The sequence below is a fragment of the Streptomyces sp. NPDC020965 genome, assembly GCF_044333555.1.
Lineage (GTDB): Bacteria > Actinomycetota > Actinomycetes > Streptomycetales > Streptomycetaceae > Streptomyces.
In genome coordinates this window covers 1-24,116 of record NZ_JBIRRE010000001.1, presented here as the reverse complement: position 1 = coordinate 24,116, position 24,116 = coordinate 1, and the positions used below count along the sequence as shown (strand labels likewise).

25 protein-coding genes are annotated in these 24,116 nt (G+C 70.4%); 15 read left to right on the top strand and 10 right to left on the bottom strand.

Annotated features, from left to right (window positions below; translation table 11 throughout):
* Both fabI and ACH4S7_RS00120 read left to right on the top strand, forming a co-directional pair.
* Nucleotides 1-771 carry an enoyl-ACP reductase FabI gene (gene fabI / locus ACH4S7_RS00125; RefSeq protein ID WP_398518757.1) on the top strand — a complete coding sequence of 257 codons (771 nt, stop codon included), beginning with the start codon at nucleotides 1-3 and terminating at the stop codon, nucleotides 769-771.
* A 184-nt stretch (nucleotides 772-955) separates the two neighbouring features.
* Nucleotides 956-1,285 carry a hypothetical protein gene (locus ACH4S7_RS00120; protein ID WP_398518756.1) on the top strand — a complete coding sequence of 110 codons (330 nt, stop codon included), beginning with the start codon at nucleotides 956-958 and terminating at the stop codon, nucleotides 1,283-1,285.
* Between the two features lie 51 nt (nucleotides 1,286-1,336).
* Here the strand turns inward: ACH4S7_RS00120 and ACH4S7_RS00115 are convergent, their stop codons facing one another.
* The gene (locus ACH4S7_RS00115) at nucleotides 1,337-2,014 is read right to left on the bottom strand and encodes a FadR/GntR family transcriptional regulator (RefSeq protein WP_398518755.1); all 678 of its coding nucleotides are present in this window, start codon (nucleotides 2,012-2,014) and stop codon (nucleotides 1,337-1,339) included.
* A 300-nt stretch (nucleotides 2,015-2,314) separates the two neighbouring features.
* Between ACH4S7_RS00115 and ACH4S7_RS00110 the strand changes: the two genes are divergently transcribed.
* From ACH4S7_RS00110 to ACH4S7_RS00095, 4 genes are all read left to right on the top strand, one after another.
* Complete coding sequence (locus ACH4S7_RS00110; RefSeq protein ID WP_398518754.1) at nucleotides 2,315-3,598, top strand: CynX/NimT family MFS transporter; 1,284 nt, start codon at nucleotides 2,315-2,317, stop codon at nucleotides 3,596-3,598.
* Between the two features lie 4 nt (nucleotides 3,599-3,602).
* Nucleotides 3,603-3,719: an SGM_5486 family transporter-associated protein gene (locus ACH4S7_RS00105; protein WP_398518753.1), complete on the top strand. Its 117-nt coding sequence runs from the start codon at nucleotides 3,603-3,605 to the stop codon at nucleotides 3,717-3,719.
* 167 nt (nucleotides 3,720-3,886) lie between these two features.
* Nucleotides 3,887-4,087 (top strand): hypothetical protein, encoded by a 201-nt coding sequence (locus ACH4S7_RS00100; RefSeq protein ID WP_398518752.1) that lies wholly within the window; start codon nucleotides 3,887-3,889, stop codon nucleotides 4,085-4,087.
* Between the two features lie 200 nt (nucleotides 4,088-4,287).
* On the top strand, nucleotides 4,288-4,839 hold the full coding sequence (locus ACH4S7_RS00095; RefSeq protein WP_398518751.1) for a SixA phosphatase family protein: 552 nt from the start codon (nucleotides 4,288-4,290) through the stop codon (nucleotides 4,837-4,839).
* A 360-nt stretch (nucleotides 4,840-5,199) separates the two neighbouring features.
* On the opposite strand, the gene serB is transcribed toward ACH4S7_RS00095, so the two are convergent.
* Nucleotides 5,200-6,417, bottom strand: coding sequence for a phosphoserine phosphatase SerB (serB, locus tag ACH4S7_RS00090; protein ID WP_398518750.1), 1,218 nt, complete (start codon nucleotides 6,415-6,417; stop codon nucleotides 5,200-5,202).
* 76 nt (nucleotides 6,418-6,493) lie between these two features.
* Nucleotides 6,494-8,065 (bottom strand): streptophobe family protein, encoded by a 1,572-nt coding sequence (locus ACH4S7_RS00085; protein WP_398519972.1) that lies wholly within the window; start codon nucleotides 8,063-8,065, stop codon nucleotides 6,494-6,496.
* 387 nt (nucleotides 8,066-8,452) lie between these two features.
* Here ACH4S7_RS00085 and ACH4S7_RS00080 point away from each other — a divergent pair, with 387 nt between their 5' ends.
* Nucleotides 8,453-11,002, top strand: a complete 2,550-nt coding sequence (locus ACH4S7_RS00080) for an FHA domain-containing protein (RefSeq protein WP_398518749.1) — start codon at nucleotides 8,453-8,455, stop codon at nucleotides 11,000-11,002.
* Nucleotides 11,003-11,116: 114 nt separating this feature from the next.
* Here the strand turns inward: ACH4S7_RS00080 and ACH4S7_RS00075 are convergent, their stop codons facing one another.
* From ACH4S7_RS00075 to ACH4S7_RS00065, 3 genes are all read right to left on the bottom strand, one after another.
* Nucleotides 11,117-11,827, bottom strand: a complete 711-nt coding sequence (locus tag ACH4S7_RS00075; RefSeq protein WP_398518748.1) for a transglycosylase SLT domain-containing protein — start codon at nucleotides 11,825-11,827, stop codon at nucleotides 11,117-11,119.
* A 279-nt stretch (nucleotides 11,828-12,106) separates the two neighbouring features.
* Nucleotides 12,107-13,237 (bottom strand): S-adenosylmethionine:tRNA ribosyltransferase-isomerase, encoded by a 1,131-nt coding sequence (locus tag ACH4S7_RS00070; protein WP_398519971.1) that lies wholly within the window; start codon nucleotides 13,235-13,237, stop codon nucleotides 12,107-12,109.
* A 219-nt stretch (nucleotides 13,238-13,456) separates the two neighbouring features.
* A complete protein-coding gene (locus tag ACH4S7_RS00065) occupies nucleotides 13,457-14,143 on the bottom strand; it encodes an SDR family NAD(P)-dependent oxidoreductase (RefSeq protein WP_398518747.1) in 687 nt (228 codons plus the stop codon).
* A 210-nt stretch (nucleotides 14,144-14,353) separates the two neighbouring features.
* Between ACH4S7_RS00065 and ACH4S7_RS00060 the strand changes: the two genes are divergently transcribed.
* From ACH4S7_RS00060 to ACH4S7_RS00050, 3 genes are all read left to right on the top strand, one after another.
* Nucleotides 14,354-15,499, top strand: a complete 1,146-nt coding sequence (locus ACH4S7_RS00060) for a GAF domain-containing sensor histidine kinase (protein WP_398518746.1) — start codon at nucleotides 14,354-14,356, stop codon at nucleotides 15,497-15,499.
* Nucleotides 15,492-16,136 (top strand): response regulator, encoded by a 645-nt coding sequence (locus tag ACH4S7_RS00055; RefSeq protein ID WP_398518745.1) that lies wholly within the window; start codon nucleotides 15,492-15,494, stop codon nucleotides 16,134-16,136. The genes ACH4S7_RS00060 and ACH4S7_RS00055 overlap by 8 nt, the downstream gene beginning before the upstream one ends.
* Nucleotides 16,137-16,297: 161 nt before the next feature.
* Complete coding sequence (locus ACH4S7_RS00050; RefSeq protein WP_398518744.1) at nucleotides 16,298-16,540, top strand: chaplin; 243 nt, start codon at nucleotides 16,298-16,300, stop codon at nucleotides 16,538-16,540.
* 71 nt (nucleotides 16,541-16,611) lie between these two features.
* Here ACH4S7_RS00050 and ACH4S7_RS00045 read toward each other — a convergent pair whose 3' ends face one another.
* On the bottom strand, nucleotides 16,612-17,406 hold the full coding sequence (locus tag ACH4S7_RS00045) for a hypothetical protein (protein WP_398518743.1): 795 nt from the start codon (nucleotides 17,404-17,406) through the stop codon (nucleotides 16,612-16,614).
* Nucleotides 17,407-17,540: 134 nt separating this feature from the next.
* Between ACH4S7_RS00045 and ACH4S7_RS00040 the strand changes: the two genes are divergently transcribed.
* The 4 genes from ACH4S7_RS00040 to ACH4S7_RS00025 all read left to right on the top strand — a co-directional run bounded on the left by ACH4S7_RS00040 (nucleotide 17,541) and on the right by ACH4S7_RS00025 (nucleotide 20,815).
* Nucleotides 17,541-18,332 (top strand): ABC transporter ATP-binding protein, encoded by a 792-nt coding sequence (locus tag ACH4S7_RS00040; protein ID WP_398518742.1) that lies wholly within the window; start codon nucleotides 17,541-17,543, stop codon nucleotides 18,330-18,332.
* A gap of 100 nt (nucleotides 18,333-18,432) precedes the next feature.
* Nucleotides 18,433-18,861 (top strand): NfeD family protein, encoded by a 429-nt coding sequence (locus ACH4S7_RS00035; protein ID WP_398518741.1) that lies wholly within the window; start codon nucleotides 18,433-18,435, stop codon nucleotides 18,859-18,861.
* 178 nt (nucleotides 18,862-19,039) lie between these two features.
* Entirely contained in the window at nucleotides 19,040-19,969 is a 930-nt protein-coding gene (locus ACH4S7_RS00030; protein ID WP_398518740.1) for an SPFH domain-containing protein, read from the top strand.
* A 69-nt stretch (nucleotides 19,970-20,038) separates the two neighbouring features.
* On the top strand, nucleotides 20,039-20,815 hold the full coding sequence (locus ACH4S7_RS00025) for a sulfite exporter TauE/SafE family protein (protein WP_398518739.1): 777 nt from the start codon (nucleotides 20,039-20,041) through the stop codon (nucleotides 20,813-20,815).
* A 119-nt stretch (nucleotides 20,816-20,934) separates the two neighbouring features.
* Here ACH4S7_RS00025 and ACH4S7_RS00020 read toward each other — a convergent pair whose 3' ends face one another.
* From ACH4S7_RS00020 to ACH4S7_RS00010, 3 genes are all read right to left on the bottom strand, one after another.
* Nucleotides 20,935-21,444, bottom strand: coding sequence for an HNH endonuclease (locus ACH4S7_RS00020; RefSeq protein WP_398518738.1), 510 nt, complete (start codon nucleotides 21,442-21,444; stop codon nucleotides 20,935-20,937).
* Nucleotides 21,445-21,634: 190 nt separating this feature from the next.
* Nucleotides 21,635-22,171 carry a YbhB/YbcL family Raf kinase inhibitor-like protein gene (locus tag ACH4S7_RS00015; RefSeq protein ID WP_398518737.1) on the bottom strand — a complete coding sequence of 179 codons (537 nt, stop codon included), beginning with the start codon at nucleotides 22,169-22,171 and terminating at the stop codon, nucleotides 21,635-21,637.
* A 58-nt stretch (nucleotides 22,172-22,229) separates the two neighbouring features.
* A complete protein-coding gene (locus tag ACH4S7_RS00010) occupies nucleotides 22,230-23,012 on the bottom strand; it encodes a sporulation protein (protein WP_398518736.1) in 783 nt (260 codons plus the stop codon).
* A gap of 75 nt (nucleotides 23,013-23,087) precedes the next feature.
* Here ACH4S7_RS00010 and ACH4S7_RS00005 point away from each other — a divergent pair, with 75 nt between their 5' ends.
* Entirely contained in the window at nucleotides 23,088-23,738 is a 651-nt protein-coding gene (locus ACH4S7_RS00005; protein ID WP_398518735.1) for a DNA-3-methyladenine glycosylase, read from the top strand.
* Nucleotides 23,739-24,116 lie beyond the last annotated feature (378 nt).

Here is a 24,116-nt window from a genome sequence, read left to right as displayed (position 1 = left end):
ATGAGTGGAATCCTCGCCGGCAAGCGCATTCTCGTCACGGGCGTCCTCACCGACTCCTCCATCGCCTTCCACGCCGCCAAGGTGGCGCAGGAGGAGGGCGCGGAGGTCATCCTCACCGGCTTCGGCCGGCTCAGCCTGGTCGAGCGGATCTCGAAGCGGCTGCCCAAGACCGCCCCCGTCATCGAGCTGGACGTCACCAACCAGGAGCACCTGGACGGCCTCGCGGACAAGATCCGTGAGCACTCCAGCGACGACTCAGGTCTCGACGGCATCGTGCACTCGATCGCCTTCGGCCCGCAGGGCGCGTTCAACTTCCTGGAGGCGGAGTGGAGCGACGTCGCCACCGCGGTCCAGGTCTCCGCGTACTCCTACAAGTCGCTGGCCATGGCCTGTCTGCCGCTGATGGAGCGCGGCGGCTCGGTCGTCGGTCTCACCTTCGACGCGCAGGTCGCCTGGCCGGTGTACGACTGGATGGGCGTGGCCAAGGCCGCGCTGGAGTCCACCAACCGCTACCTCGCCCGTGACCTGGGCCCCAAGAACATCCGCTGCAACCTGATCTCGGCGGGTCCGCTCAAGTCGATGGCGGCCAAGTCGATCCCCGGCTTCGAGACCCTGGCGGACGGCTGGGACCACCGCGCCCCCCTCGGCTGGGAGCTCGGCGACCCGGACCCGGCCGGTCGCGGCATCGTCGGTCTGCTCTCGGACTTCTTCCCGCGGACCACGGGCGAGATCGTCCACGTGGACGGCGGCGTCCACATGCTGGGTTCGTAACGCCCCGCTGGCTCCGGCCGACGCCCCGTTCCCCGCGGCTCGCGGGGGGCGGGGCGTCGCCCGTTCGGCCCGCACAGCGCGCGGCGCGCGGGCCTGACGGCGAGGCTGGAGGAGCAATCCCCCTTGTGGTGCAGCCGCGGCGCGCTCGCGCAGCGGTACGGCCGAGGAGGTCATGCTCATGCGTATGATCCGGCGCTCAGCGCCCGTACTGGCGGCGGCGACGCTGCTGCTGTGGGCCACCCCGGAGGCCCTGTCCCAGGAACCGGAACCCAGGACGTACGAGGCGGACTGCCGTACGGAGATCGAGGGCTCCCGCGCCACCGCCTACTGCCACAATCCGTACCCCGTCACGGACCGCGTCCGGCTGCACGTGGAGTGCGAGCGCTGGTGGGACATCGACGGGGACAGCGCGCCGGCCGACCTCGATCCGGCCGGCTATCTGGCCCTCACGGACCGCTGCTGGAAGGAGATCCGCGCGGTCTGGGTGAGCCATCAGCCCGTCGTGGGCTCCTAGCGCAGCTCGTCCGGATCTCGCCGGGCTCCCGTCCGATCCCAGCGGAAGACCCTAAGGAAGCTGACGGCGCGGACAGAGGAACGGATAGCTCGCGGCCTCGGCCGCCGCCGCCTCTCCGTCGCCCGCCCTGATCGCCTCGACCAGCCGGCCGTGGTCCATGTGCTGCCCCGGGCGCAGCTCATCACCCACGTCGTCGCGCACCCAGTCGCGCAGCAGATCGCCCAGGTCCGCGTAGAGCTCCCCGAGTACGTCGTTGTGGGAGGCGGCCACCACCGCCAGATGGAAGGTCAGGTCGGCGGCGACGAAGCGCTCCGCATCACCCGACGACCAGGCATCGTCGCGACGGGCCAGCAGGGTGTCGAGCTGCCGCAGATCGCGGTCCGTGCGCCGGAGCGCGGCCAGCCGGGCGGCCGAGGACTCCAGGGTCGACCGCACCTCGGCGACGTGCAGGGGCGCAGCGCCGGAGAAGCGGCGGTGCATCACACCGGCCAGTTCGCTGGTGGCCAGGACATAGGTGCCGGAGCCCTGCCGGATGTCCAGCAGTCCGTTGTGGGCGAGGGCGCGGACGGCCTCGCGGACGGTGTTACGGGCCACGCCGAGCTGCTCGACGAGTTCCGGTTCGGTGGGGATGCGGGTACCGACCGGCCACTCGCCCGAGGTGATCTGGTTCCGCAACTGGGCGATCACCTGATCGGTGAGCCCGGAGCGGCGGGGAGAGGTCAGGGACATCGTGCTCCTCGGTCCTTCGTGTCGGTCGGTCGGTGCGTCGTCGTGGCGGCGGCGCATGGCGTGACGGTCGGCGGCGGGCGGTTCGGTCGGCAGTGGGTCACGGCGTGGCGGTCGGCGGCGGGCGGGTTCGGCAGGGGACGGTGGGTCACGGCGTGGCGGTCGGCGGTGGCGTGACAGGAGTCACGGCCGGGGGCGGTGGGCCGGTGGCGCCTGGGCGCCTCGTGCCGCGTGCCCGTTCCTTGGTTCAATTATTAGTTCGAGATTGGACAATCAATCATCCCATGATTCTATGATGGCTCCATGCCTGATGAAACCCGGACCCGGCCGGAGGGATCGACCCGGCCCGCGATCCCCACCCTGACGGCCGACGCGCTCGCCCCCCGGCACACGGTCTGGATCACCCGGCTCGTCATGGTCGGCATCGTGCTCGCAGCCCTCAACCTCCGCCCCGCGATCACCAGCCTCGGCCCCCTGCTGGAAGAGATCCGCACCGGCCTCGGTATGAGCGGCAGCGTCGCCGGCCTCCTCACCTCCGTACCGCCCCTCTGTTTCGCCGTCTTCGGCATCGCGGCACCCCGCCTCGCCCGCCGCTTCGGCCCCGTCGCCGTGGTCTCCGCGGGCATGGCCGCCATCGCGACCGGACTCCTGATCCGGCCCTTCGCGGGCGGCACGGCCGGCTTCCTCGCCGCTAGCGCACTCGCGCTCATGGGCATCGCCGTCAGCAATGTGCTGATGCCGGTGATCGTCAAGCGGTACTTCCCGCACCGCGTCGGCTCGATGACCGGGCTCTACTCCATGGCCCTCGCCATCGGCACCGCGGGCGCGGCGGCCGTCACCGTCCCCGTCACGGAGCTGCTCGGCGGTAGCTGGCGCCTGGGGCTCGGCGTCTGGGCGCTGCTCGCCGTCCTCGCCGTGCTGCCCTGGATCGGCCTGGCCCGCGACCGCACCGCCACCGTCCACGACGGCCGTTCCCGCGGTACGGAGCGGAGCGGTACGAGGATCACCCGCAGCCGGACCGCGTGGGCGCTCGCCGCCTTCTTCGGGCTCCAGGCCACCGGCGCGTACATCACCATGGGCTGGATGCCGCAGATCTTCCGGGACGCGGGGGTCCCGGCCGGGACGGCGGGCGCGCTGCTCGCCGTGACCATGGTGATGGGCGTACCGCTCGCGTTCGTCATCCCGAAACTGGCCGCCCGGCTCCCCCGGCAGGGGCCGATCGTCGTCGTCCTCGGCCTGTGCGGGCTGCTGGGGTACGCGGGACTGTTCTTCGCCCCCGCAGCCGGAGCCTGGGCCTGGGCCCTGCTGCTCGGCATCTCCAACTGTGCCTTCCCGCTCGCCCTCACCATGATCGGGATGCGGTCGAGGACCGGCGCCGGTGTCGTCCGGCTCTCCGCCTTCGCCCAGTCCACCGGCTATCTGATCTCCATCCCAGGACCGCTGCTCGTCGGTGTCCTGTACCAGCACAGCGGCGGTTGGGAGCTGCCGATCGCGCTGATGGCGGGGCTGCTCGTGCCGCAGATCGTCTTCGGCGTGCTGGCCGGGAGGGACCGGACGATCGAGGACGAGACCGGGATGCGAGACTGACCCCATGCCAGTCCTCGACCCGAATCCGAAGAACGGCCAGAAGAAGCTCCTCCTGGTCTTCGGCACGATGATCGCCCTCTTTGTCGTCATGGGGGTCATCGCCTCCATCGCCTCACCCTGACAGGCTCGTTGGCCTCTCGGTCGGGATGGTGGGGCTAGCACCACCATCCCCTAGGGGGCCAGGGTCAGGGGGAAGTGGGTGGCGCGCCGGGTGGGCCCAGTGGCCTCTGCTCCGTAGGTTTGTCGTATCGATCGCAGACCTGCCGATCAGAATCCACGGAGGCGGCCATGTCGGCCCATACGACCATCCCTTCCCGGACCGAGGGCCGCGTCGATATCAGGCTGCCGTGGTGGGCGCTCGCACTGCCGGTGGTGGCTTTCGCCGTGCTGTTCGTGGTGATGGCCGATCCCGCCCAGGCGCAGGCCGTCGACGGCGAGTCCGACCTCCGCCGGGCCCTGGAGTACTTCCAGACTCTGCTGACCCGCTGACCCGCTGACCCGCTGACCCGCTGACCCGCTGACCCGCTGACCCGCTGACCCGCTGAGCTGACCGGCTGACCGGCTGACCCGCGGTCCCTCCGCCGGCGCGTCGGACCACCCGAGCGGCCCCGGGTGGCGGATTCACCCACAGTGGGGGAGCCCGTCAACACCCCGCGCCTGCTGGCACGTTTCATGCGAAGCTGGGGTGCATGAGCGTCGCCACGTCTTCCGGAGGGACATCCCCCGGACCCTCCCCATCCCGCACGATCGTTCTCCTGCGACACGCGAAGGCGGAATGGTCGCAGTCCGCCGACCATGAGCGTCCGCTCGCCGAGCGGGGCCGTATGGACGCCCCCGTGGCGGGCCGCAGGCTCGCCGAGACCGGTATCGCCCTCGACCTCGCGCTCTGCTCGACATCGACCAGAACCCGGGAGACGTGGAAGCTGGCCGTGCACGAGCTGCCCGAGCGCCCCCGCACGGTCTACGAGGAGCGGCTGTACGAGGCGTCACTCGGCGAGCTCATCGCCCTGCTGAACGAGACCTCGGACGACGTGTCCAACCTCCTCGTCATCGGCCACAACCCCGGGACGCACGCACTCGCGGACGCGCTCGCGGGGGAGGCGGAGGGCGACGCCCTCGCGAGGATGAACCGCAGCGCGTTCCCGACCTCGGCTTTCGCCGTCATCCGCTTCACCGGCTCCTGGAAGGCCGTGGAGCACGGCGTCGGCACGCTGGCGGAGTACTGGACCCCGCACGACTGATCCACACGACTGATCCACACGACTGATCCGCGTGACTGATGCGTCCGGCCGACCCGTTACGGCCGTCGTGCCACGGATCCCCCGGATGTCCCCGGACCCCTCGGATGCTTCTGATACCGGTCCCGGCGCGCACCGCGTGTCGGGACCGGGGCATGTTCCGAACCCGGGAGCGTACCGCCGGGCGATCGGCCCGCCGAGCCGTCGCCCTGCTGGCCGACCGTCGGCCGGGGTCGCTCCGTGCCCCCCGCGGCGTCCACCCGGATCCGTACACCCGTCGCCGCGTACGTCCCCGTACGTCCCCGTCCTGCGGGTGCGGGGAGGTACCGATCGGAGCGCCCCACGGCGGACGCGCCCTTACGGTCAGTGTTCGGCGCCCTCGCCGTCGGCGGCCTCGACCTCTTCGCGGGTGATCCCCAGCAGATAGAGCACGGTGTCCAGGAAGGGCACATTGACCGCCGTGTGGGCGGCCTCCCGGACGACGGGCTTGGCGTTGAAGGCGACGCCGAGGCCGGCCGCGTTGAGCATGTCCAGATCGTTCGCACCATCGCCGATCGCGACCGTCTGGGCGAGCGGCACCCCGGCCTCGTCGGCGAACCGGCGCAGCAGCCGCGCCTTACCCGCACGGTCCACGATCTCGCCGGTCACCCGGCCCGTCAGCTTGCCGTCCACTATCTCCAGGGTGTTCGCCGAGGCGAAGTCCAGCCCCAGCCGCTCCTTCAGATCGTCCGTGACCTGGGTGAAACCACCAGAGACCACTCCCACCTGGAAGCCGAGCCGCTTCAGCGTGCGGATCAGGGTCCGGGCGCCGGGAGTGAGGCGCACCTCGGAGCGCACCTTGTCCACCACCGAGACATCCAGGCCCTTCAGCAGCGCCACCCGAGCGTGCAGCGACTGCTCGAAGTCCAGCTCCCCGCGCATCGCGGCGGCCGTGACCTCGGCGACCTCGGCCTCGCACCCCGCGTGCGCGGCGAACAGCTCGATGACCTCGTCCTGGATGAGCGTCGAGTCGACGTCCATGACGACCAGCCGCTGGGCGCGGCGGTGCAGTCCCGCGGAGACCACGGCCACATCGACGCCGATGTCCGCCGCCTGGGTGGCCAGCACCGTACGCAGGGCTTCCGTCTCCGTACCGGACACCGCGAACTCCACGGCCGTCACGGGGTACTTCGCCAACCGGAAGATCCGGTCGATGTTGCCGCCGATGGAGGTGATCCGTGCCGCTATGGCCGCCGTCGTCTCGGCGGTCAGCGGATGCCCGAGCACGGTGACGTGGGAACGCCCGCTGCCACGCGGTCGGTTGTCACCGACGCCCGAGATGATCTCGGCCTGGAGGTTGAGGGAGTCGGCCCAGCTGTGGACGGTGGCCCGTAGCTCCCCCGCGTCGGTACCGGCCGCGGTGGGCTCGGTGACCAGGGCGCACAGGACCAGCCGGCCCCGGGAGACGACCTGCTCGATGTCCACGACATCGACGGCGTAGGCGGCCAGCGTGTCGAACAGCCCGGCGGTGATCCCGGGACGGTCCTTCCCGAAGATCTTGACGAGAAGGGTGCGTACGTCTGAGTTCTGCGAAGCGCTCATGGTCTGTCCACCGTATCCGGCGAAGGTGACGACGAGACGCCGCGTCCCGATGGGCGGACACCCCGGAAGTCGGAGATCACCGGCCGCCGCCCCCCGGCACCCCCGGTGGCGGCGGGCCATCCCCTCTCCCGGGCCCTTGGCCTGTCCGGGGTCCCTCCCCCCTCCCGGGCCTGGCGCCCCTCCCCGGCCCCTTTGCGCCGCCAGGGCTCTCGGGCCGGGGCGGTGGTAGCGGCCCCGGCACCGTCCGCGCGCCATGGCCACCCGGAGGCAGTCGGAGGTACGGATTGGTGTCCGGGTTCGGCGGCCGGTACGGGGCCACCAGCCGGTACGGCCCCGGTGCCGCGGACTCCGCCCCGGGGCCCGTGCCCACCGCCCCCGCATGCGCGCTCTCCTCGTGGCCACCCCCGGTCAGCCGGACGAGAAGCGCCCCCGCGCCCCCCGCCGCCGTCCCCCAGACCGCCCCCAGCAGCAGCGCCGTGCCCGTCTGACCGTGCAGTTCGATCCGCGCGCCGAAGGCGTCCAGGCCCAGCACCGACAGCGAGGCGTCCACCGATACGTCCGTCAACCACACCAGCAGCGGCAGGACCAGCGCGGTCACCGCGCCGAGCCGTAATGCGCACCGCCCCGCGAACGCGGCGGTGCCCCGCCCGTCGGCCGGAGTGCGCGAGGCCGCCAGTACCCCCGCGTGCAGCATCATCACCGCGGCGGCCACCGCCAGCAGCCACACCCGGGAGTCCAGCTCCGCCAGCCGGGACACCGTCGCGGGCCGGTCCGCCGCGAGCTGGAAGAACTCGTCCAGTGGGTCCGGCAGCATCCGGGCCAGCGCGCCCCCGGCCTCGCCGTGCCACGGTACGAACAGCCCCAGTGGAGCCCCCAGCCACACCCCGTTCGGCGCCCCGAGCAGCGCCGCCCCGGCGATCCGGCCCGGACGGTCGTCACCGAGCGCGGCGTGTCCGGCGGCCGCGTATCCGGCGACCACCGCGACCAGCAGCACGCTCACCGTCGCGGACGTGGCCGGCCGGACCGCCCGGCCGAGCGCGGTCAGGGCGCGCGGCAGCGGTGCGCGCCGCCCGGCGAGCAGCGCGATCAGCAGCACCCCGAGCACCCAGCACGCGGCCCCGACCAGCGAGTCGGCGATCTCCACGGTGAAACCGACCGACGCCCTGGCGTCCACCAGCTCACCCAGCCGGTCCGGCAGCAGCTCTCCGACGGCGCCGAGACCCGGCAGCTCGATGCCCCCGCCGCCGATCCCGGGCACCCGGTCCGCGCCGGGCCCCAGCTTCGCCCCGTCGAGGGTGATGACATCGTGGCCCGCCCACGCCAGACCACCGGTCGTGGCGACGAAGAGCACCACGACCGCGCCCGTCCGCGCGGCGAGTTCCGTACCCGGGATGTACGCCCCGGCCCGCCGCAGAGAGCGCAGAAAGAAGTACGCGAGAAGCAGGGCACCGACCAGACTCACTCCGAGTGGCGTGATATCGACGGCGCTCCGCGCCTGAGCGCCCTCCAGACCAAATACGGAGACATCGCCGGATGGGCGGACCGAACCGTTCACCGCGAGGACCACCACGGCCGCCGTCATGGGTCCCAGCGCTCCCGCCGCGTCGGCCTCCAGCAGCCGCAGGCCGAGCGCGGCCACACCCGCCATCCCCACTAAGGACCAGCTCACAGCGGTGACCGCGGCGAGCACCACATCCGTCCAGGGCACTCTGCCGCCGCTGCCGGTCGTGTCCACGCGGACCCCCCGATCCCTGCCGGCTCCAACCCGGTCGCCGACTCCGGGTGATCTCACGGAGCGTTGGCCGACTGCCGCTCTCCGTCCACTCTCCGCGGGCGCCCTCCCGCCGTCAACGGGTCGTGCCATGGTCCTCCCGCCGGGGGGGCCACCGCCTCGGTCCGACTGTCCGCCGCCCCGCCCTTCACCAGGCCCGACTACCAGTGGTGCGACCGCGCCTGAAATAGTTCCCCCCGATGTTCGCCATCCCTAGACTCCCTGCAACGGGGGTAACTCGGGGGAAAATTAGTGGGGCATGGAGTGCGTGAACTCGTACTGGAATGGAATGGCGCGACCTGGACTCTCGATCCGTCCAGGCCGTACAGCCTGGGTCGCGATCCGCAGGGTGACCTGGTGCTGGCGGACGCCCGGGTCTCGTGGCGGCACGCCACCATCAGTTGGAACGGCCAGAGCTGGGTGATCGAGGATCACCAGAGCACCAACGGCACCTATGTGGAGGGCCAGCGGGTCCAGCAGTCGGAGATCGGCGCCGGGTCGACCGTACGACTGGGCAATGCGACCGACGGCCCGCGGCTGAATCTGAACGGTGCCACGACCGACCCGTACGGCGCGCCCGAGCGCCCGGAGGCCGATCACCGGACGCGCCCGGCACCGGCACAGGTCCCGCTGTCGGCCGAGGGCGGCGCTGCCTGGCAGCACCAACATCAGCAGCCCCCTGGTCACCACCAGCAGCCTTCTGGTCACCAACACCAACACCAGCAGCACCAAGCCGCCCACCAGGCACAGCGCCCGCCCATCCCGCGTCAGCAGGAGGCCGGCGCCCACCCCGTCCACGGCGACCGCAGCCCGACGACCTTCCATCAGCTCGCACTGGGCCGTGTCATGCGCATCGGCCGGGCGCTGGAGAATGAGCTGGTCGTCTCCGACCTCCAGGTCTCCCGCCACCACGCCGAATTCACCGCCGCCCCCGATGGCCGCTTCCAGATCCACGACCTCGGTTCCCACAACGGCACCTACGTCAACGGCCAGCCGATCGCCAAGTCCGGCACCGCCGTCATCGGCCCGAACGACATCGTCGGCGTCGGCCACTCCACCTTCCGTATCGTCGGCGACCGGCTGGAGGAGTTCGTCGACACCGGCGGGGTCTCGTTCTCCGCCCGCCATCTGACGGTGACGGTCGACGGCGGGAAGCAGATACTGCGGGACGTGTCCTTCGGGGTGCCCGAGAAGTCGCTGATCGGTGTCATCGGCCCCTCGGGCTCCGGCAAGTCCACCCTGCTCAAGGCGCTCACCGGCTACCGCCCCGCCAACGAGGGTGATGTCCTCTACGACAACCGCAGCCTCTACCGGCAGTTCGCCGAACTGCGCCAGCGCATCGGTCTGGTCCCGCAGGACGACATCCTGCACAAGGAGCTGACCGTCCGGAAGGCGCTGAAGTACGCGGCCAAACTCCGCTTCCCCGGTGACACGGCCGAGTCCGAGCGCGAGGCCCGCGTCGACGAGGTGCTGCGCGAGCTGAAGCTCGACATCCACAAGGACAAGAAGGTCAGCTCCCTCTCCGGGGGCCAGCGCAAGCGTGTCTCCGTAGCCCTGGAGCTGCTGACCAAACCCTCGCTGATCTTCCTGGACGAGCCGACCTCCGGCCTCGACCCGGGCATGGACCGCGATGTGATGCAGTTGCTGCGCGGTCTCGCCGACGACGGCCGGACAGTCCTGGTCGTCACCCACTCCGTCGCCGAGCTGCACCTCTGCGACAAACTGCTCGTGATGGCACCCGGGGGCTCGGTCGCCTACTTCGGCCCCCCGGAGGAGGCCCTCAACTTCTTCGGCTACACCACCTGGGCCGATGTGTTCTCCGCGTTCGAGAACTACCGCGATTACGACTGGGCGGGCCGCTGGCGCGGTTCACAGCACTACCAGTTGTACGCGGCGGATGTCGATGCCGCCGTCGCGCAGCCGGCGAGTGCGCCCCCGCCACAGCGGCTGCGCCCGCCGAAGCCGCAGAGCTGGAGCGTGCAGCTCGCGACGCTGGTGCGCAGATATGTCTCCGTCATCGCGTCCGACAAGGGTTTCCTGGGCCTGATGGTGATCCTGCCCGCCGTGCTCGGCCTGGTCAGTGTCGTCATCCCGGCCGAATTCGGCCTCGCCCGGCCCGACGACGGCAAGTCCCGGTTCAACGGCGAGGCGGGCACGATCATGCTGATCCTCGCGGTCGGCATGTGCTTCTCGGGCGCCGCCAACTCCGTACGAGAGCTGATCAAGGAACGGGTCATCTACGAACGGGAGCGGGCCACCGGTCTCTCCCGCTCGGCCTATCTGATGTCCAAGGTGATCGTTCTCGGGCTGATCACGGCCTGCCAGGGCGTCATCCTCTGCGGTATCGGCTTCGCGACCCGGGAGCTGCCGGCCGAGGGCCTGATCATGCCGCCCGCCATGGAACTCTGCGTGGTCGTGATCGCCCTCGGCCTCACCTCGATGATGTTCGGCCTGGTGATCTCCTCGCTGGTGAAGACCGCCGAGAAGACCATGCCCCTGCTGGTGATGTTCGCGATCGTCCAGGTCGTGTTCACCGGCATCCTCTTCAAGATCTACGGTTCCCCCGGTCTGGAGCAGTTCGCCTGGCTGATGCCGTCCCGCTGGGCCATCGCGGGCGCGGGCTCGACCCTCGACCTGGGCCGTCTGATGCCGCCGTGGGACCCGAAGAACCCGGACGACCTGGACCCCCTCTGGGAGCACACGGCGAGCCAGTGGGGCCTGAATGTGGCGATCCTGCTCGCCATCGGTGTGATCTGCGGCTTCGCGGTCGCCCGGCTGCTCCGCCGCCATGAGCCGGAGGTCATGCGCAAGTAACCCCCCGCCTCACTACCGCCCGGCCCGGCCCGGGCAGTGGGCGGTACGGACAAAGGGCGGCACCCCCCGATCCGGGGGATGCCGCCCTACGTCTGTGTGTACGCGTCCGTCGGCTCAGTAGGCGCCGAAGACGTTGTCGATCGAGCCGTAACGGTCGGCGGCGTAGTTGGCCGCGGCGACGATGTTGGCGACCGGGTGGTACAGGTCGAACGGGGTGCCGGCCACGTGGTACGCGTTGAACGTCGGCTGGATGACCTGGAGCAGACCCTTCGAGGGCACGCCGTTGATGGCGTTGATGTCCCAGTTGTTGATGGCGCGCGGGTTACCGCTCGACTCACGCAGGATGTTGCGGTGCAGCCCGTTGTACGAACCCGGGATGCCTTCCTTCTTCATGATGTCGAGCGACTCGCGGATCCAGCCGTCCAGGTTGTTCGCGTAGACCGGCTTCGCGGCGACGGAGCGGCTGGCGACGGTCTTCGCCTCGACACGCTTCTTGACGGCGGTCTCGGCGGCGGCCTTCTTGGTCGCCACGGCCAGCTTCGCCTTGACGGCGGTGTCGGCCTCGGCCTTCGCGGCGGCCTTGGCGGCGGCCTCGACCTTGGTCTCGATCGCGGTCTTCTGCGAAGCGATGTGCGACTCGGCGGACAGGGTCTTCGCCGTCTTGGCGTCGACCTCCCACGCCACCGGGGCGGCCTTGGCGGCGGCCTCGTCGGCAGTGGAGCCGTTGGGGATGAGGGAGAGGGTGATGGCTGCGGTACCGGCGGCGGCGATACCGGCGATCGAGACCTTGCGGGCCTTGGTCATACGGGTGCTGGACGCGGACATACAGACGTACCTCTTCGAATCGGGAAGTCGCATCAGGCCGAGGAGGCGGCGCTGCGCTCCTGTGGCGGCGACTGGGTAATTCTTAGCGGCAGCAAAATGCCCTGGCAAAGGTGTGACGTACGATCCTGGATAGTGGATCAGGGCGGCGTCCAAACGCCCTTTTGTTTACTCCGCACCCGCTCACACGGCTCTTATGTCTCCACTACGGAGATTCGTAAGTGATGTGGGTCCTATGCCCGGGCTCACACCACACCCCCCTCGATTTCACAATGCGTTGCGTCAGCAATTCAATGTGTGAGCGGTGTCATCCGGAAGTACGAGATGGACGTCGCCAAACTCGTGCCAGAGGTAGAGACGGCGCAGCGCGGCTTCGTACGCGAGGCCCAGGGCGGGCCGTCCCGCGATGGCCTCCAGCATCAGCAGGTGCGACGCCTCCGGCTCGTGCAGCCCGGTCAGCAGGCCGTCCACGGCCCGTACGCCGCGCTCGGGCGTGATCACCAGATCGGTCCAGCCCGCCACGGCCCGCACCACCCCGTCCGAACTGGTCGCCGACTCCAGGGCGCGTACGGCCGTCGTCCCGACCGCCACGATCCGGTCGCCACCCGCCCGCGCGGCGTTCACCAGCCGCGCCGTCGCCGGTGCCACCGCGAAGCGCTCCGGATACGGCGGCTCATGCGTCTCCGCCGACGCCACCCCCGTGTGCAGCGTGATCGGCGCGAACTGCACCCCCCGGCTCACCAGCTCCGCGACCAGCCGAGCGGTGAAGGGCCGGCCGGCGCTCGGCATCTCCGCCGAGCCCGAACCATCGGGGGAGGGGAGCGCGAAGACCGTCTGATGGGCGGCGAGCGGCTGGTCCCGCGCGGTGTACGCGTACCGGATCGGCCGCCCGTACCGGCCCAGCAGCTCCGGCACGTCCACGGAGACCGATGCCCACCACAGCCGGTCCGCGCCGGGGGAGAGGGGCTCCTCCAGGACGACCCGTCCGCCCCCGGGCAGCCGTACGACCGCCCCGCGCGGGCCGCCCCCGCGCGGCAGCGTGCTGCCCGACCCGTCCGGCCGCCTCAGCTCCACCGCCCACCGGGCCCGCCCCGGCCCGGGGTGCGCGGCGTCGCCGCTCGTGGAGAAGTGCACGACGACCACATCGCAGCCGACCCGCCCGGTCACGGCGGCGGGCAGCGTGGTGGACGTGTTGACCACCAGGACGTCACCGGCCCGCAGCAGCCCCGGCAGCTCCCGGAAGGCGTGGTGCGAGACCCGCTCCCCGTGGGAGACCAGCAGCCGCACATCGTCCCGGCCCGTACCCCGCACCTCGGGCGGCACCCGGGCCGACAGCTCGTCGGGCACCCGCAGCGCAGCCAGCACGGCCGCGCCGTCCGGTGTCCCGGCCCCCGGCGCAACCCCCTCCGACATCGCGTCTTCCGGCATCACAGCCTCCGTCCCCTCAGTCCCCTCCGTCCCGCGTCCGGTCCGCACCGTCCGGCCGGGGGCCGCGCCCCGGCCCCGGTGCCCCCGACCCGCCCGTGCGGCGCCCGGGAGCGCCCCTGGGCCCCACACCGGCCCAGCCGCCCCGGATCACGCCACGGCACGCGAAGCCCGCGCTCAGAGAGCCCGCGCTCAGAGAGCCCGCGCTCAGAGAGAAGGAGCCGCGTACCGGCCGCTCACCGGCCGTTCGTCCAGCAGCCGCAGAAAGCCCGGCACGACCGACTCCGGCGTCGGCCGGATCTCGTCCTGATCGGCCGGTACGGCCGCCGTGTGCAGATCCGTGTCCATGTCACCCGGGTCCACGGCCCACACCCGCAGCTCCGGCTCCTCGACCGCCAGCACCGCCGCCAGATGGTCGAGCGCCGCCTTGGAGGCGCCGTAGCCACCCCAGGTCTCGTACGCCTCCGCCGCCGCATCCGAACTGATCGCGATCACGGTCCCCGCCCGCGCCTCCCGCAGCAGCGGCAGCGCCTCCTGTACGAGCCCGAGCGCGGCCACCACATTGGTCTCCAGCGCCTCCCGCAGACCGGCCAGCGGCTGCGCCTCCAGCCGCACCAACGGCTCGGCCCCCAGCACACTGGCGTTGCTCACCAGCAGATCCAGCCCGCCCAGCTCCCGTGCGGCCGCCACCAGCTCCGCCCGGTGCCCGGCGTCCTTCACATCACCCGCCACGGCCACCACACGTGTCCCATGGGCACCCACGGCGTCCGCGGTGCTCCGCAGTACGTCGGCGGTCCTGGCGCCCAGCACCAGATCCCAGCCCCGTTCGGCGAGCGCCGAGGCGAGCGCGCGCCCCAGCCCCTTCGAACCGCCCGTGATCACTGCTACTGGCATGTTGTTCCCCTCTCCACCGACTTCTCCACCCGGCCCGGCCGTCCCTGCAACCCGCCCGTGCCGACGCCACCACCGTAGAAAGACCGACAGCGGACCCGCCTCGTCCGCGAGACCCCACCCGACAAGGCACTTCGACCTAGGCCGCCGGTCCTAAGCAACTGCACCCTCAGGCCGATACGGAGTGTCACAGCGCGCCGGTACGGTGAATCCATGAGCCATCGACCCAGCTCCGGCATCGCGGCCGTGAGCACCGCGCTGCTCGCGATGAGCCGGCACCTCGAAGTGCGCGACGTCCTCAAGACGATCGTCGCCTCGGCCCGGGAGCTGCTCGACGCGGAGTACGCGGCCCTGGGCGTCCCCGACGATCACGGCGGCTTCGCCCAGTTCGTCGTCGACGGCGTCAGCGACGCCCAGTGGAAGGCGATCGGCCCCCTGCCCCGCCAGCACGGCGTGCTCGCCGCGATGCTCCGTGACGCCCGCACCGAACGACTCGCGGATGTCCGCGAGGACCCCCGCTTCGAGGGCTGGCCGGCCGCCCACCCCGATATGTCCGACTTCCTCGGCCTGCCCATCAAGGACGGCGACGAGACCATCGGCGCGCTCTTCCTCGCCAACAAGCGCTGCCCCAAGCCGGACGGCGGCTGCGGCTTCACCGAGGACGACGAAGACCTCCTTTCCATCCTCGCCCAGCACGCCGCGATCGCCCTCACCAACGCCCGGCTGTACGAGCGCAGTCGCGAGCTGACCATCGCCGAGGAGCGCTCCCGCCTCGCCCATGAGCTGCACGACGCGGTCAGCCAGAAGCTCTTCTCGCTGCGGCTCACCGCCCAGGCCGCCACGGCCCTGGTGGACCGTGACCCGGCTCGCGCCAAGGACGAACTGCACCAGGTCGCCACCCTCGCCGCCGAGGCCGCTGACGAGCTGCGCGCCGCCGTGGTGGAGCTGCGCCCCGCCGCGCTGGACGAGGACGGTCTGATCAACACCCTCCGTACCCACATCCAGGTCCTGGACCGGGCCCACAGCGCCAGGGTCACCTTCGACACCTGCGGCACCAAGGCCCTGCCCGCCGCCCAGGAGGAGGCGGTGCTCCGGGTCGCCCAGGAGGCCCTGCACAACGCCCTGCGGCACTCCGGCGCCGACCGGGTCGATGTGGTCCTGGCCCGCCGGGGGGCCGGCGCGGTCCTCAGCGTCACCGACAACGGCAAGGGCTTCGAACCACGCACGGTCCGCCGGGCCGGCCGTCATCTGGGACTCGTCTCGATGCGCGACCGCGCCAGCGGCGTGGGCGGGGAGCTGCGTGTGCAGTCAGCGCCCGGCAAGGGCACCACGATCGAGATGGAGGTCCCCGGTGGGTGACAAGCGAATCCAGGTCCTGCTGGTCGACGATCACCAGGTGGTCCGGCGCGGCCTGCGCACCTTCCTGGAGATCCAGGACGACATAGAGGTGGTCGGCGAGGCGGCGGACGGCGCCGAGGGCGTGGCCCGCGCCGAAGAGCTCAAGCCGGACGTCGTATTGATGGATGTGAAGATGCCCGGCGTCGACGGCATCGAGGCACTCCGCAAGCTCCGGGAGCTGGCCAACCCGGCCAAGGTGCTGATCGTCACCAGCTTCACCGAACAGCGCACGGTGGTCCCCGCACTGCGGGCCGGCGCCTCCGGTTACGTCTACAAGGACGTGGACCCCGAGGCGCTCGCCGGAGCGATCCGCTCGGTCCACGCGGGCCATGTGCTGCTTCAGCCGGAGGTCGCGGGCGCGCTGCTCTCCCAGGAGGAGCAGAGCAGCGGCACGGGTCGCGGGAACACCCTCACCGAGCGGGAGCGCGAGGTCCTCGGCCTGATCGCCGACGGCCGCTCCAACCGCGAGATCGCCCGGGCGCTTGTCCTCTCGGAGAAGACCGTGAAGACCCATGTCTCGAACATCCTGATGAAGCTCGACCTGGCGGACCGCACCCAGGCGGCGCTCTGGGCCGTGCGCCACGGACTGACGGAGTAGACCCGTCTCTTCAGAGGACCTGATCAAAAGGTTCCCAGCCGGTCCGAGATTCATACTGTCGGGTGTATGTCACCCAGACGGCGCATCCTGAACCCCCTCGCGGCGTTCTCCAGGGCGTGCCGCGGCGGCCTGCCGCGGCGAATGCCCAGGAGGATTTCGAAGTGAAGAACCTGAAGAAGGCCGCCGCCCTCACCATGATCACCGGCAGTCTGGTCGCCGCCGGCGCGGGCGTCGCGTCCGCCACCGGTGCGCACGCCAATGGTCACGCCGTGGGCTCCCCGGGAATCGCCTCGGGCAATGTCATCCAGGTCCCGGTCCACGTCCCGGTGAACGCGGTCGGCAACACGGTCAATGTCATCGGCCTGCTGAACCCGGCGTTCGGCAACCACGGCATCAACGCCTGACACCCCCGCTCCTCCTGACCGGCCCCCGGCTCCCCTCGGTGGCCGGTCAGTCATTTCCGCCGCCGCCCTTGTCAGACGCCCCGCTCCCGTTCCTCCACGTACGCGTTGTAGGCGGCGACCTGCGCCCGCCTCGCCACCCGCTCCACCGGCCGCAGCGCCTCCCCCCGCGCCGCCATCTCGGACGCGCTCACCGCCCCGCCGTGCCCGTTCTCGTACGCCACCGAGACCAGCAGCCCGACCCGCTGGGCCAGCTCCAGCACCCGCACCGCGCGGGGCGGATACCCCGGGGCCAACGCCTCCCGCCCGGCCTCCGCACGAGCCCGGTACGCATCGATCGCCGCTTCCGCCACCGGCCCGGACGCCGCCACATCCAGTCGCGACAGCACATCCGTCGCCTCGCGCAGCGCCTCCGCCAACTCCCGTTCCGCCTCCCCGAGCGAGGGCACGTCCGCCGGCGGGGCGTCCCGTACCGGCAGACAGCGCCAGACGACCTCCACATGGACATCGGCGGCGCCGGGCCCGGACCCCGCCTCGTACACCTCGGGCACCAGCCCGTACGGCGCCCCGTGGCCGACGGCGGCCTCCGTCGCCTCCAGCGCCAGCGCATTGAACTCCGGGGGTCCACTGAGCCCCAGCGGATGCCCCGGCGCGGGCAACGCCACCCGCCAGCCGGTCACCCCCAGCCTCCGCAGCCGCCCCAGCGCCAGCGTGAGCCCCACCGGCTCCGCCTCACCCGGCAGTCCCGCCACGCGGTGCACCGCGTCGTCGCCGACGATCGCGAGCGCCGCGTCGTCGGGTGATGCCACGCCGGCCAACAGGGCGTTCCCCCATGCGGCCAGCCGTCCTGAACGTGGTTCCGAAAACATGCACCCAGCCTAAGGATCGGACCGGGGGATCGGGTCGCCCGGCCGGTGGCGTAGGTTTTCCCTGGGGGCCGCGCCCACAAGCGAACGAAGCCTCCTCAGACCTCAAGACGATTGCATGGGGAGACAACGCGCTCATGAGCGATGTACTGGAGCTGGTGGACGTATCCGTGGTCCGCGACGGACGCGCTCTGGTGGACGATGTCTCCTGGTCGGTCAAAGAAGGCGAGCGCTGGGTCATCCTCGGCCCCAACGGCGCCGGCAAGACGACCCTCCTGAACATCGCGTCCAGCTATCTGTTCCCGACGACGGGCACGGTCAAGATCCTCGGCGAGCGCCTCGGCGGCGTCGACGTCTTCGACCTGCGCCCCCGGATCGGTATGGCCGGTATCGCGATGGCGGACAAGCTGCCCAAGCGCCAGACCGTGCTCCAGACGGTGCTCACGGCCGCGTACGGGATGACCGCCACCTGGCACGAGAACTACGACCCGGTGGACGAGGAGCGCGCCCGCGCCTTCCTCGACCGGCTCGGTATGACCGACTACCTCAGCCGTCGGTTCGGCACCCTCTCCGAGGGCGAGCGCAAGCGCACCCTGATCGCCCGCGCGATGATGACCGACCCCGAGCTGCTGCTGCTGGACGAGCCCGCCGCCGGTCTCGACCTCGGGGGCCGCGAGGACCTGGTGCGCCGGCTCGGCCGGCTCGCCCGGGACCCGTACGCGCCCTCCATGATCATGGTCACGCACCATGTCGAGGAGATCGCGCCGGGCTTCACCCACGTCCTGATGATCCGGCAGGGCAAGGTGCTGGCCGCCGGTCCCATGGAGATGGAACTGACCTCCCGCAATCTCTCGCTCTGCTTCGGCCTGCCGCTCCTGGTCGAGCGGAACGACCAGCGCTGGACCGCGCGGGGTCTGCCCCTCGGCTGACAGCGCGCGCCGATCGCGACGGCGACCGGTCCGCTTCCGCCCACTCTGAACCGCCTTCGCCCCCTGTCCTGAGCGGACCCGGCGGATCTACCATGACCCTGTGGAAATCGATGCGTGGGTGTGGTGGCTGATCGGAGCGGTCGGGCTGGGCATTCCGCTCGTCCTGACGGCGATGCCCGAGTTCGGAATGGTCTCGGCCGGCGCGGTCGGCGGGGCGATCGTCGCCGCGCTCGGCGGTGGCGTGGTCGCCCAAGTGCTGGTGTTCGCCGTGGTCTCCGTCGCGCTCATCGCCGTCGTACGGCCGATCGCGGCCCGACACCGCACGGGACGCCCCCAATTCGCCAGTGGAATCGACGCGCTGAAGGGCCGTCAGGCGATCGTCGTGGAGCGGGTGGACGCCAACGGCGGCCGGATCAAGCTCGCGGGGGAGATCTGGTCCGCGCGATCGCTGGACGCCTCCGCGGCGTTCGAGGTGGGCCAACAGGTCGATGTGGCCGAGATCGACGGTGCCACCGCCGTCGTGATGTGACGCCGCCCGATCTCATCGCATGATCCCACCGCCGATCTGATACAACCCAGTTGTACGCCGTGCACGCGAGACCGTGGTCTGGGAAACTCGATCATCGGACACATGAGATGCACATCGGACACGTCAGCTCCATCCGGCCATCAGAACCATTCGGCAGCGAAGGGCACAGGGAAACGCGATGCAACCGATCATCATCGTCCTGATCATTCTGGTGGTGCTGGTCTTCATCGCCTTGATCAAGACGATCCAGGTCATCCCGCAGGCCAGTGCCGCCATCGTCGAACGCTTCGGGCGCTACACCCGCACCCTCAACGCGGGCCTGAACATCGTCGTCCCGTTCATCGACTCCATCCGCAACCGCATCGACCTGCGTGAACAGGTCGTGCCGTTCCCGCCCCAGCCGGTGATCACCCAGGACAACCTGGTCGTCAACATCGACACGGTCATCTACTACCAGGTGACCGACGCCCGCGCCGCGACCTACGAGGTCGCCAGCTACATCCAGGCCATCGAACAGCTCACCGTCACCACCCTGCGCAACATCATCGGTGGCATGGACCTGGAGCGGACCCTGACCTCCCGCGAGGAGATCAACGCCGCGCTGCGCGGAGTCCTCGACGAAGCCACCGGCAAATGGGGCATCCGCGTCAACCGCGTCGAGTTGAAGGCGATCGAGCCGCCCACCTCCATCCAGGACTCGATGGAGAAGCAGATGCGCGCCGACCGCGACAAGCGCGCCGCGATCCTCACCGCCGAAGGCATCCGCCAGTCGCAGATCCTCACCGCGGAGGGCGAGAAGCAGTCCGCGATCCTGCGCGCCGAGGGCGAGGCCAAGGCCGCCGCGCTCCGCGCCGAGGGCGAGGCCCAGGCCATCCGTACGGTCTTCGAATCCATCCACGCCGGCGACCCCGACCAGAAGCTCCTCTCCTACCAGTACCTCCAGATGCTTCCGAAGATCGCCGAAGGCGACGCCAACAAGCTCTGGATCGTGCCGAGCGAGATCGGCGACGCCCTCAAGGGCCTCTCCGGCGCCTTCGGCAATCTGGGCAGCGGTATGTCCGGCTTCAACACCGGCGGCGAACGCCGCGAAGAGCCCCCCGTCAAGTAACGCCCACCCGATGTCAGGCATGATCGGTGCACTCAGCACCGATCATGACCGACCACGGAGGGCACCACCGTGACCATCTGGGAGATGCTCGCCGTCTTCGCCGCGGGGATCAGCGCCGGAGGGATCAACGCCGTCGTCGGCTCCGGCACCCTGATCACCTTCCCGGTGCTCCTCGCCACCGGACTGCCCCCGGTGACCGCGACCGTCTCCAACGCACTCGGTCTCGTCCCCGGCGCGATCAGCGGAGCCATCGGCTACCGCGCCGAACTCGCCGGCCAGCGCCGCCGCGTGCTCCGCCTCAGCGCGGTCGCCGCGATCGGCGGTAGCTGCGGAGCCGTCCTCCTGCTGACCCTGCCGTCGACCGCCTTCGAGACGATCGTGCCGGTGCTCGTCGCCCTCGCCCTCGTCCTGGTGATCATCCAGCCCCGCATCGCCCAGGCCGTCCAGCGCCGCCGCGAGAGCAAGGGCACCCCCGCCCACCCCGACGGTGGCCCCCCGCTCCTCGCCGGGCTGTTCCTCGCCAGCGTCTACGGCGGCTACTTCACCGCCGCCCAGGGGGTCATGTACGTCGCCCTGATGGGCATGTTGATCGACGACACCCTGCAGCGGATCAACGCCGTGAAGAACGTCCTCGCCGCAGTCGTCAACAGCATCGCCGCGCTCTTCTTCCTCTTCGTCGCGGAGTTCGACTGGACGGCGGTCCTGCTCATCGCGGTCGGCTCGACCATCGGCGGCCAGATCGGCGCGAAGTTCGGTCGCCGGCTCTCCCCGACGGTGCTGCGGGGCATCATCGTGGCCGTCGGCACCGTCGCCATCGTCCAACTGCTGTTCCGCCGCTTCGGCTGACCCCGCCCCCCCGCACCCAAGCCCCCCGGCCCCTGACGCGCGAAAGCCCGCCCCGCCATCTCCATGGCGGAACGGACTCCCGGAGCGCCGGACCGCTGACGCTCCGGCTCTGCTTCCGTCTACGCGGCGGGCTGCGCGGCCAGCCACCCCGGCAGTGCGGACCGCTCCCCGGCCCGCATCCCCAACAGCATCGCGTCGGCCGGCGACGGGACGAACGGCTGGTGCAGCAGCGGCATCCCCGCCTGCTCCGGCGTACGGTCCGCCTTGCGGTGGTTGTCCTCGGCGCACGAAGCCACCGTGTTCAGCCAGTTGTCGCCACCACCGTGCGACCGCGGGACCACATGGTCGACGGTCGTGGCGCGTTTCCCGCAGTACGCGCACCTGTGCTGGTCCCGCACCAGCACGCCCCGCCTCGACCAGGGGGCCTGTCTTCGGAACGGCACCCGTACATATCTGCAGAGCCTGATCACCCGGGGCACCGGAAGATCGACCGCGGCGGCACGCACACGGAGTCCGGGATGGGACTGCTCGACCACGGCCTTGTCCTGGAGCACCAGCACCACCGCCCGGTTGAGAGTCACCGTCGACAGCGGCTCGAAGCTCGCATTGAGCACCAGCGTGTCCCGCATCCCGCCCACCTCCCGTACGCCGGGCCCCGTGGCTCGTGGACCCTCGGCTCTGGTCAACTCTGGCCGGGCGCGCCGAGATGGACAACGCAATATCGCCGCGTCCCCGGGGCCTCTCGGAGACCCGGGCAACGAAAAACTGCCCTGCTCTGATCTCTCCAAGACCAGAGCAGGGCAAACAACTCGGCAACACTCAGCTCGCTGAGGGCCCCTCGTACACACCGATCAACTGCGCGCGGCCGATCGTGTGGAACCGCAGGTTGAAGCCCACGACAGCGGGCGACACATCGGCGTCCGGCCCGAGCTTCTCACTGTCGACCGCGTACACGGTGAACACATAGCGGTGGTTCTCCCCGGCGGGCGGCGCCGCACCGCCGAAGTCCTTGGACCCGTAGTCATTACGGGCCTGAACGGCGCCCGCGGGCAGCCCGTCGAACGCACCCGTCCCCGCACCGGCCGGCAGCTCGGTCACCGACGCGGGAATGTCGAAGACCACCCAGTGCCAGAAACCACTACCGGTGGGCGCGTCCGGATCGAAGCAGGTCACGGCAAAGCTCTTGGTCTCCGGCGGGAAACCCTCCCACCGTAGCTGGGGCGAGGTGTTGCCCGCCGAGTGGACCTGGGCGTCCTTGAGCACCGACCCCGGCGAGACATCGTCGCTCACCACGGTGAACGCCGGCACCTCCGGATGGAAGTCATGCGGAAGGGGAGCCCTCTTCAGATCGGTCACGTCAAAACCTCCGGTCGACTGTCGTACAGCTCTGCCGAAGACGACACTAGAGCTGCCGCTAGAGCCAGTTACGGCGGCCACCCACATCGGCGAGCCACTGGTTGAGATACGCCGACCAGTCGGTCGACTGGAAGTCGTGGTGCCCGACGATGAATGCCTTGTACGAGTCGCTGCCCTCGCTGAACAGCCCCGGCTTCTTGTCCATCTCCAGAATGACGTCCATCTCGCGCTCGTCCGCGATGAAGGTCAGCTCGACCTGGCGCAGCCCGCGGTACTGCTGCGGCGGGAAGAACTCGATCTCCTGGTAGAAGGGCAGCCGCTGCCGCGTCCCCCGGATGTGCCCGCGCTCCATGTCCGCGCTCTTGAAGCGGAAGCCGAGCTGGAGGAACGCGTCAAGAATCGCCTGCTGCGCCGGCAGGGGATGCACCTGAAGGGTGTCGAGATCGCTGGAGTCCACGGCCCGCGCGATCTCCAGCTCCGTGACCACCCCGATGTCCATACCGCGCAGCCGCTGGCCGGCGATGTTCGTGACCGGGGTCTCCCAGGGGATCTCCAGTCCGAACGGCACCACATGCACCGCGCCGGCAGCCACCTCGAAGGCGCCGCCCAGTCGCTGCTTGTTGAAGACGATGTCCTGCTTGACCTCGTGATCGCCGCCCTCGACCTCGACTCGCGCCTGCAGACCGACGGAGAGACCCTCGATCCGCTGTGCCACCGAGCCGCCCTGGATGCGCACCTCACCCTGGACGACACCGCCGGGCACCACGTTCTCCTCGGTCAGCACCGTATCCACGGAGGCGCCACCGGCCCCCAGGCTCGCGAGCAGCTTCTTGAAGCCCATGTCCACTCCTTCTCTGTATTGACCTCTACATACGCGACCACGACGGTCGCCGGTTCCCCGGTACCCTCGGACGCCATGATCGAGGCATCCGACCGTACGCCGTTGCCCCGCGAGTTCTTCGACCGCCCTGTGCTGGAGGTCGCGCCGCTACTCCTCGGCACCACACTGATACGCCGGACGGACGACGGCCCCATCGAACTGCGTATCACCGAGGTGGAGGCGTACGCGGGAGAGCTGGACCCCGGCTCCCACGCCTTCCGTGGCCGTACCGCGCGCAACGAGGTGATGTTCGGGCCGCCCGGTCACGCCTACGTCTACTTCACCTACGGAATGTGGCACTGCCTGAACGCGGTGTGCGGACCCGAGGGCCGGGCGAGTGGGGTCCTGCTGCGGGCCGGCGAGGTCCTGGTGGGCGCGGAGCTGGCCCGTGAACGTCGTGTCTCGGCCCGGCACGACAGAGAACTGGCCAAAGGCCCGGCCCGTCTGGCCACGGCCCTCGCCGTGGACCGGGCGCTGAACGGCACCGACCTCTGCGCCGACACGGCCGCCCCACTGTCCCTGCTTCCAGGTCTCCCGGGTTTGGCTCTCCGCCCCGACCAGGTGCGCAACGGCCCCCGTACCGGAGTAGGCGGCGACGGCGCCCACCAGCCCTGGCGCTTCTGGATCGACGGCGACCCCACCGTCAGTCCCTACCGCGCTCACGCACCGCGCCGCAGAGCAACTTGACTCGACCTTGCTTGCCGCCTAACGTAGCCCGAGCCGCTTGAAACGGGCCCTGCTGTTCAGCACCCCGAAGTGGCCAACCACCTCCTTACAACGAACCCCCAAATCGGGTGTGATTTCGGCGTGCCGAAATTTAATCCTGATCAACTCGATTATGAGTTGCGGCGGGAACCAGCTAATGTGGTGAACACGCCGAAAGGCAAAAGGCCACTCCAGCGGCCACTGGATGAAATTCCAACACCGGAAACGGGAACGGAAAAGAGTCTGGTAGAGTTGGAAACGCAAGACCGAAGGGAAGCGCCCGGAAGGACCTGAAAGGGTCTGAAGGAAGCGTCCGTTCCTTGAGAACTCAACAGCGTGCCAAAAGTCAACGCCAAATAT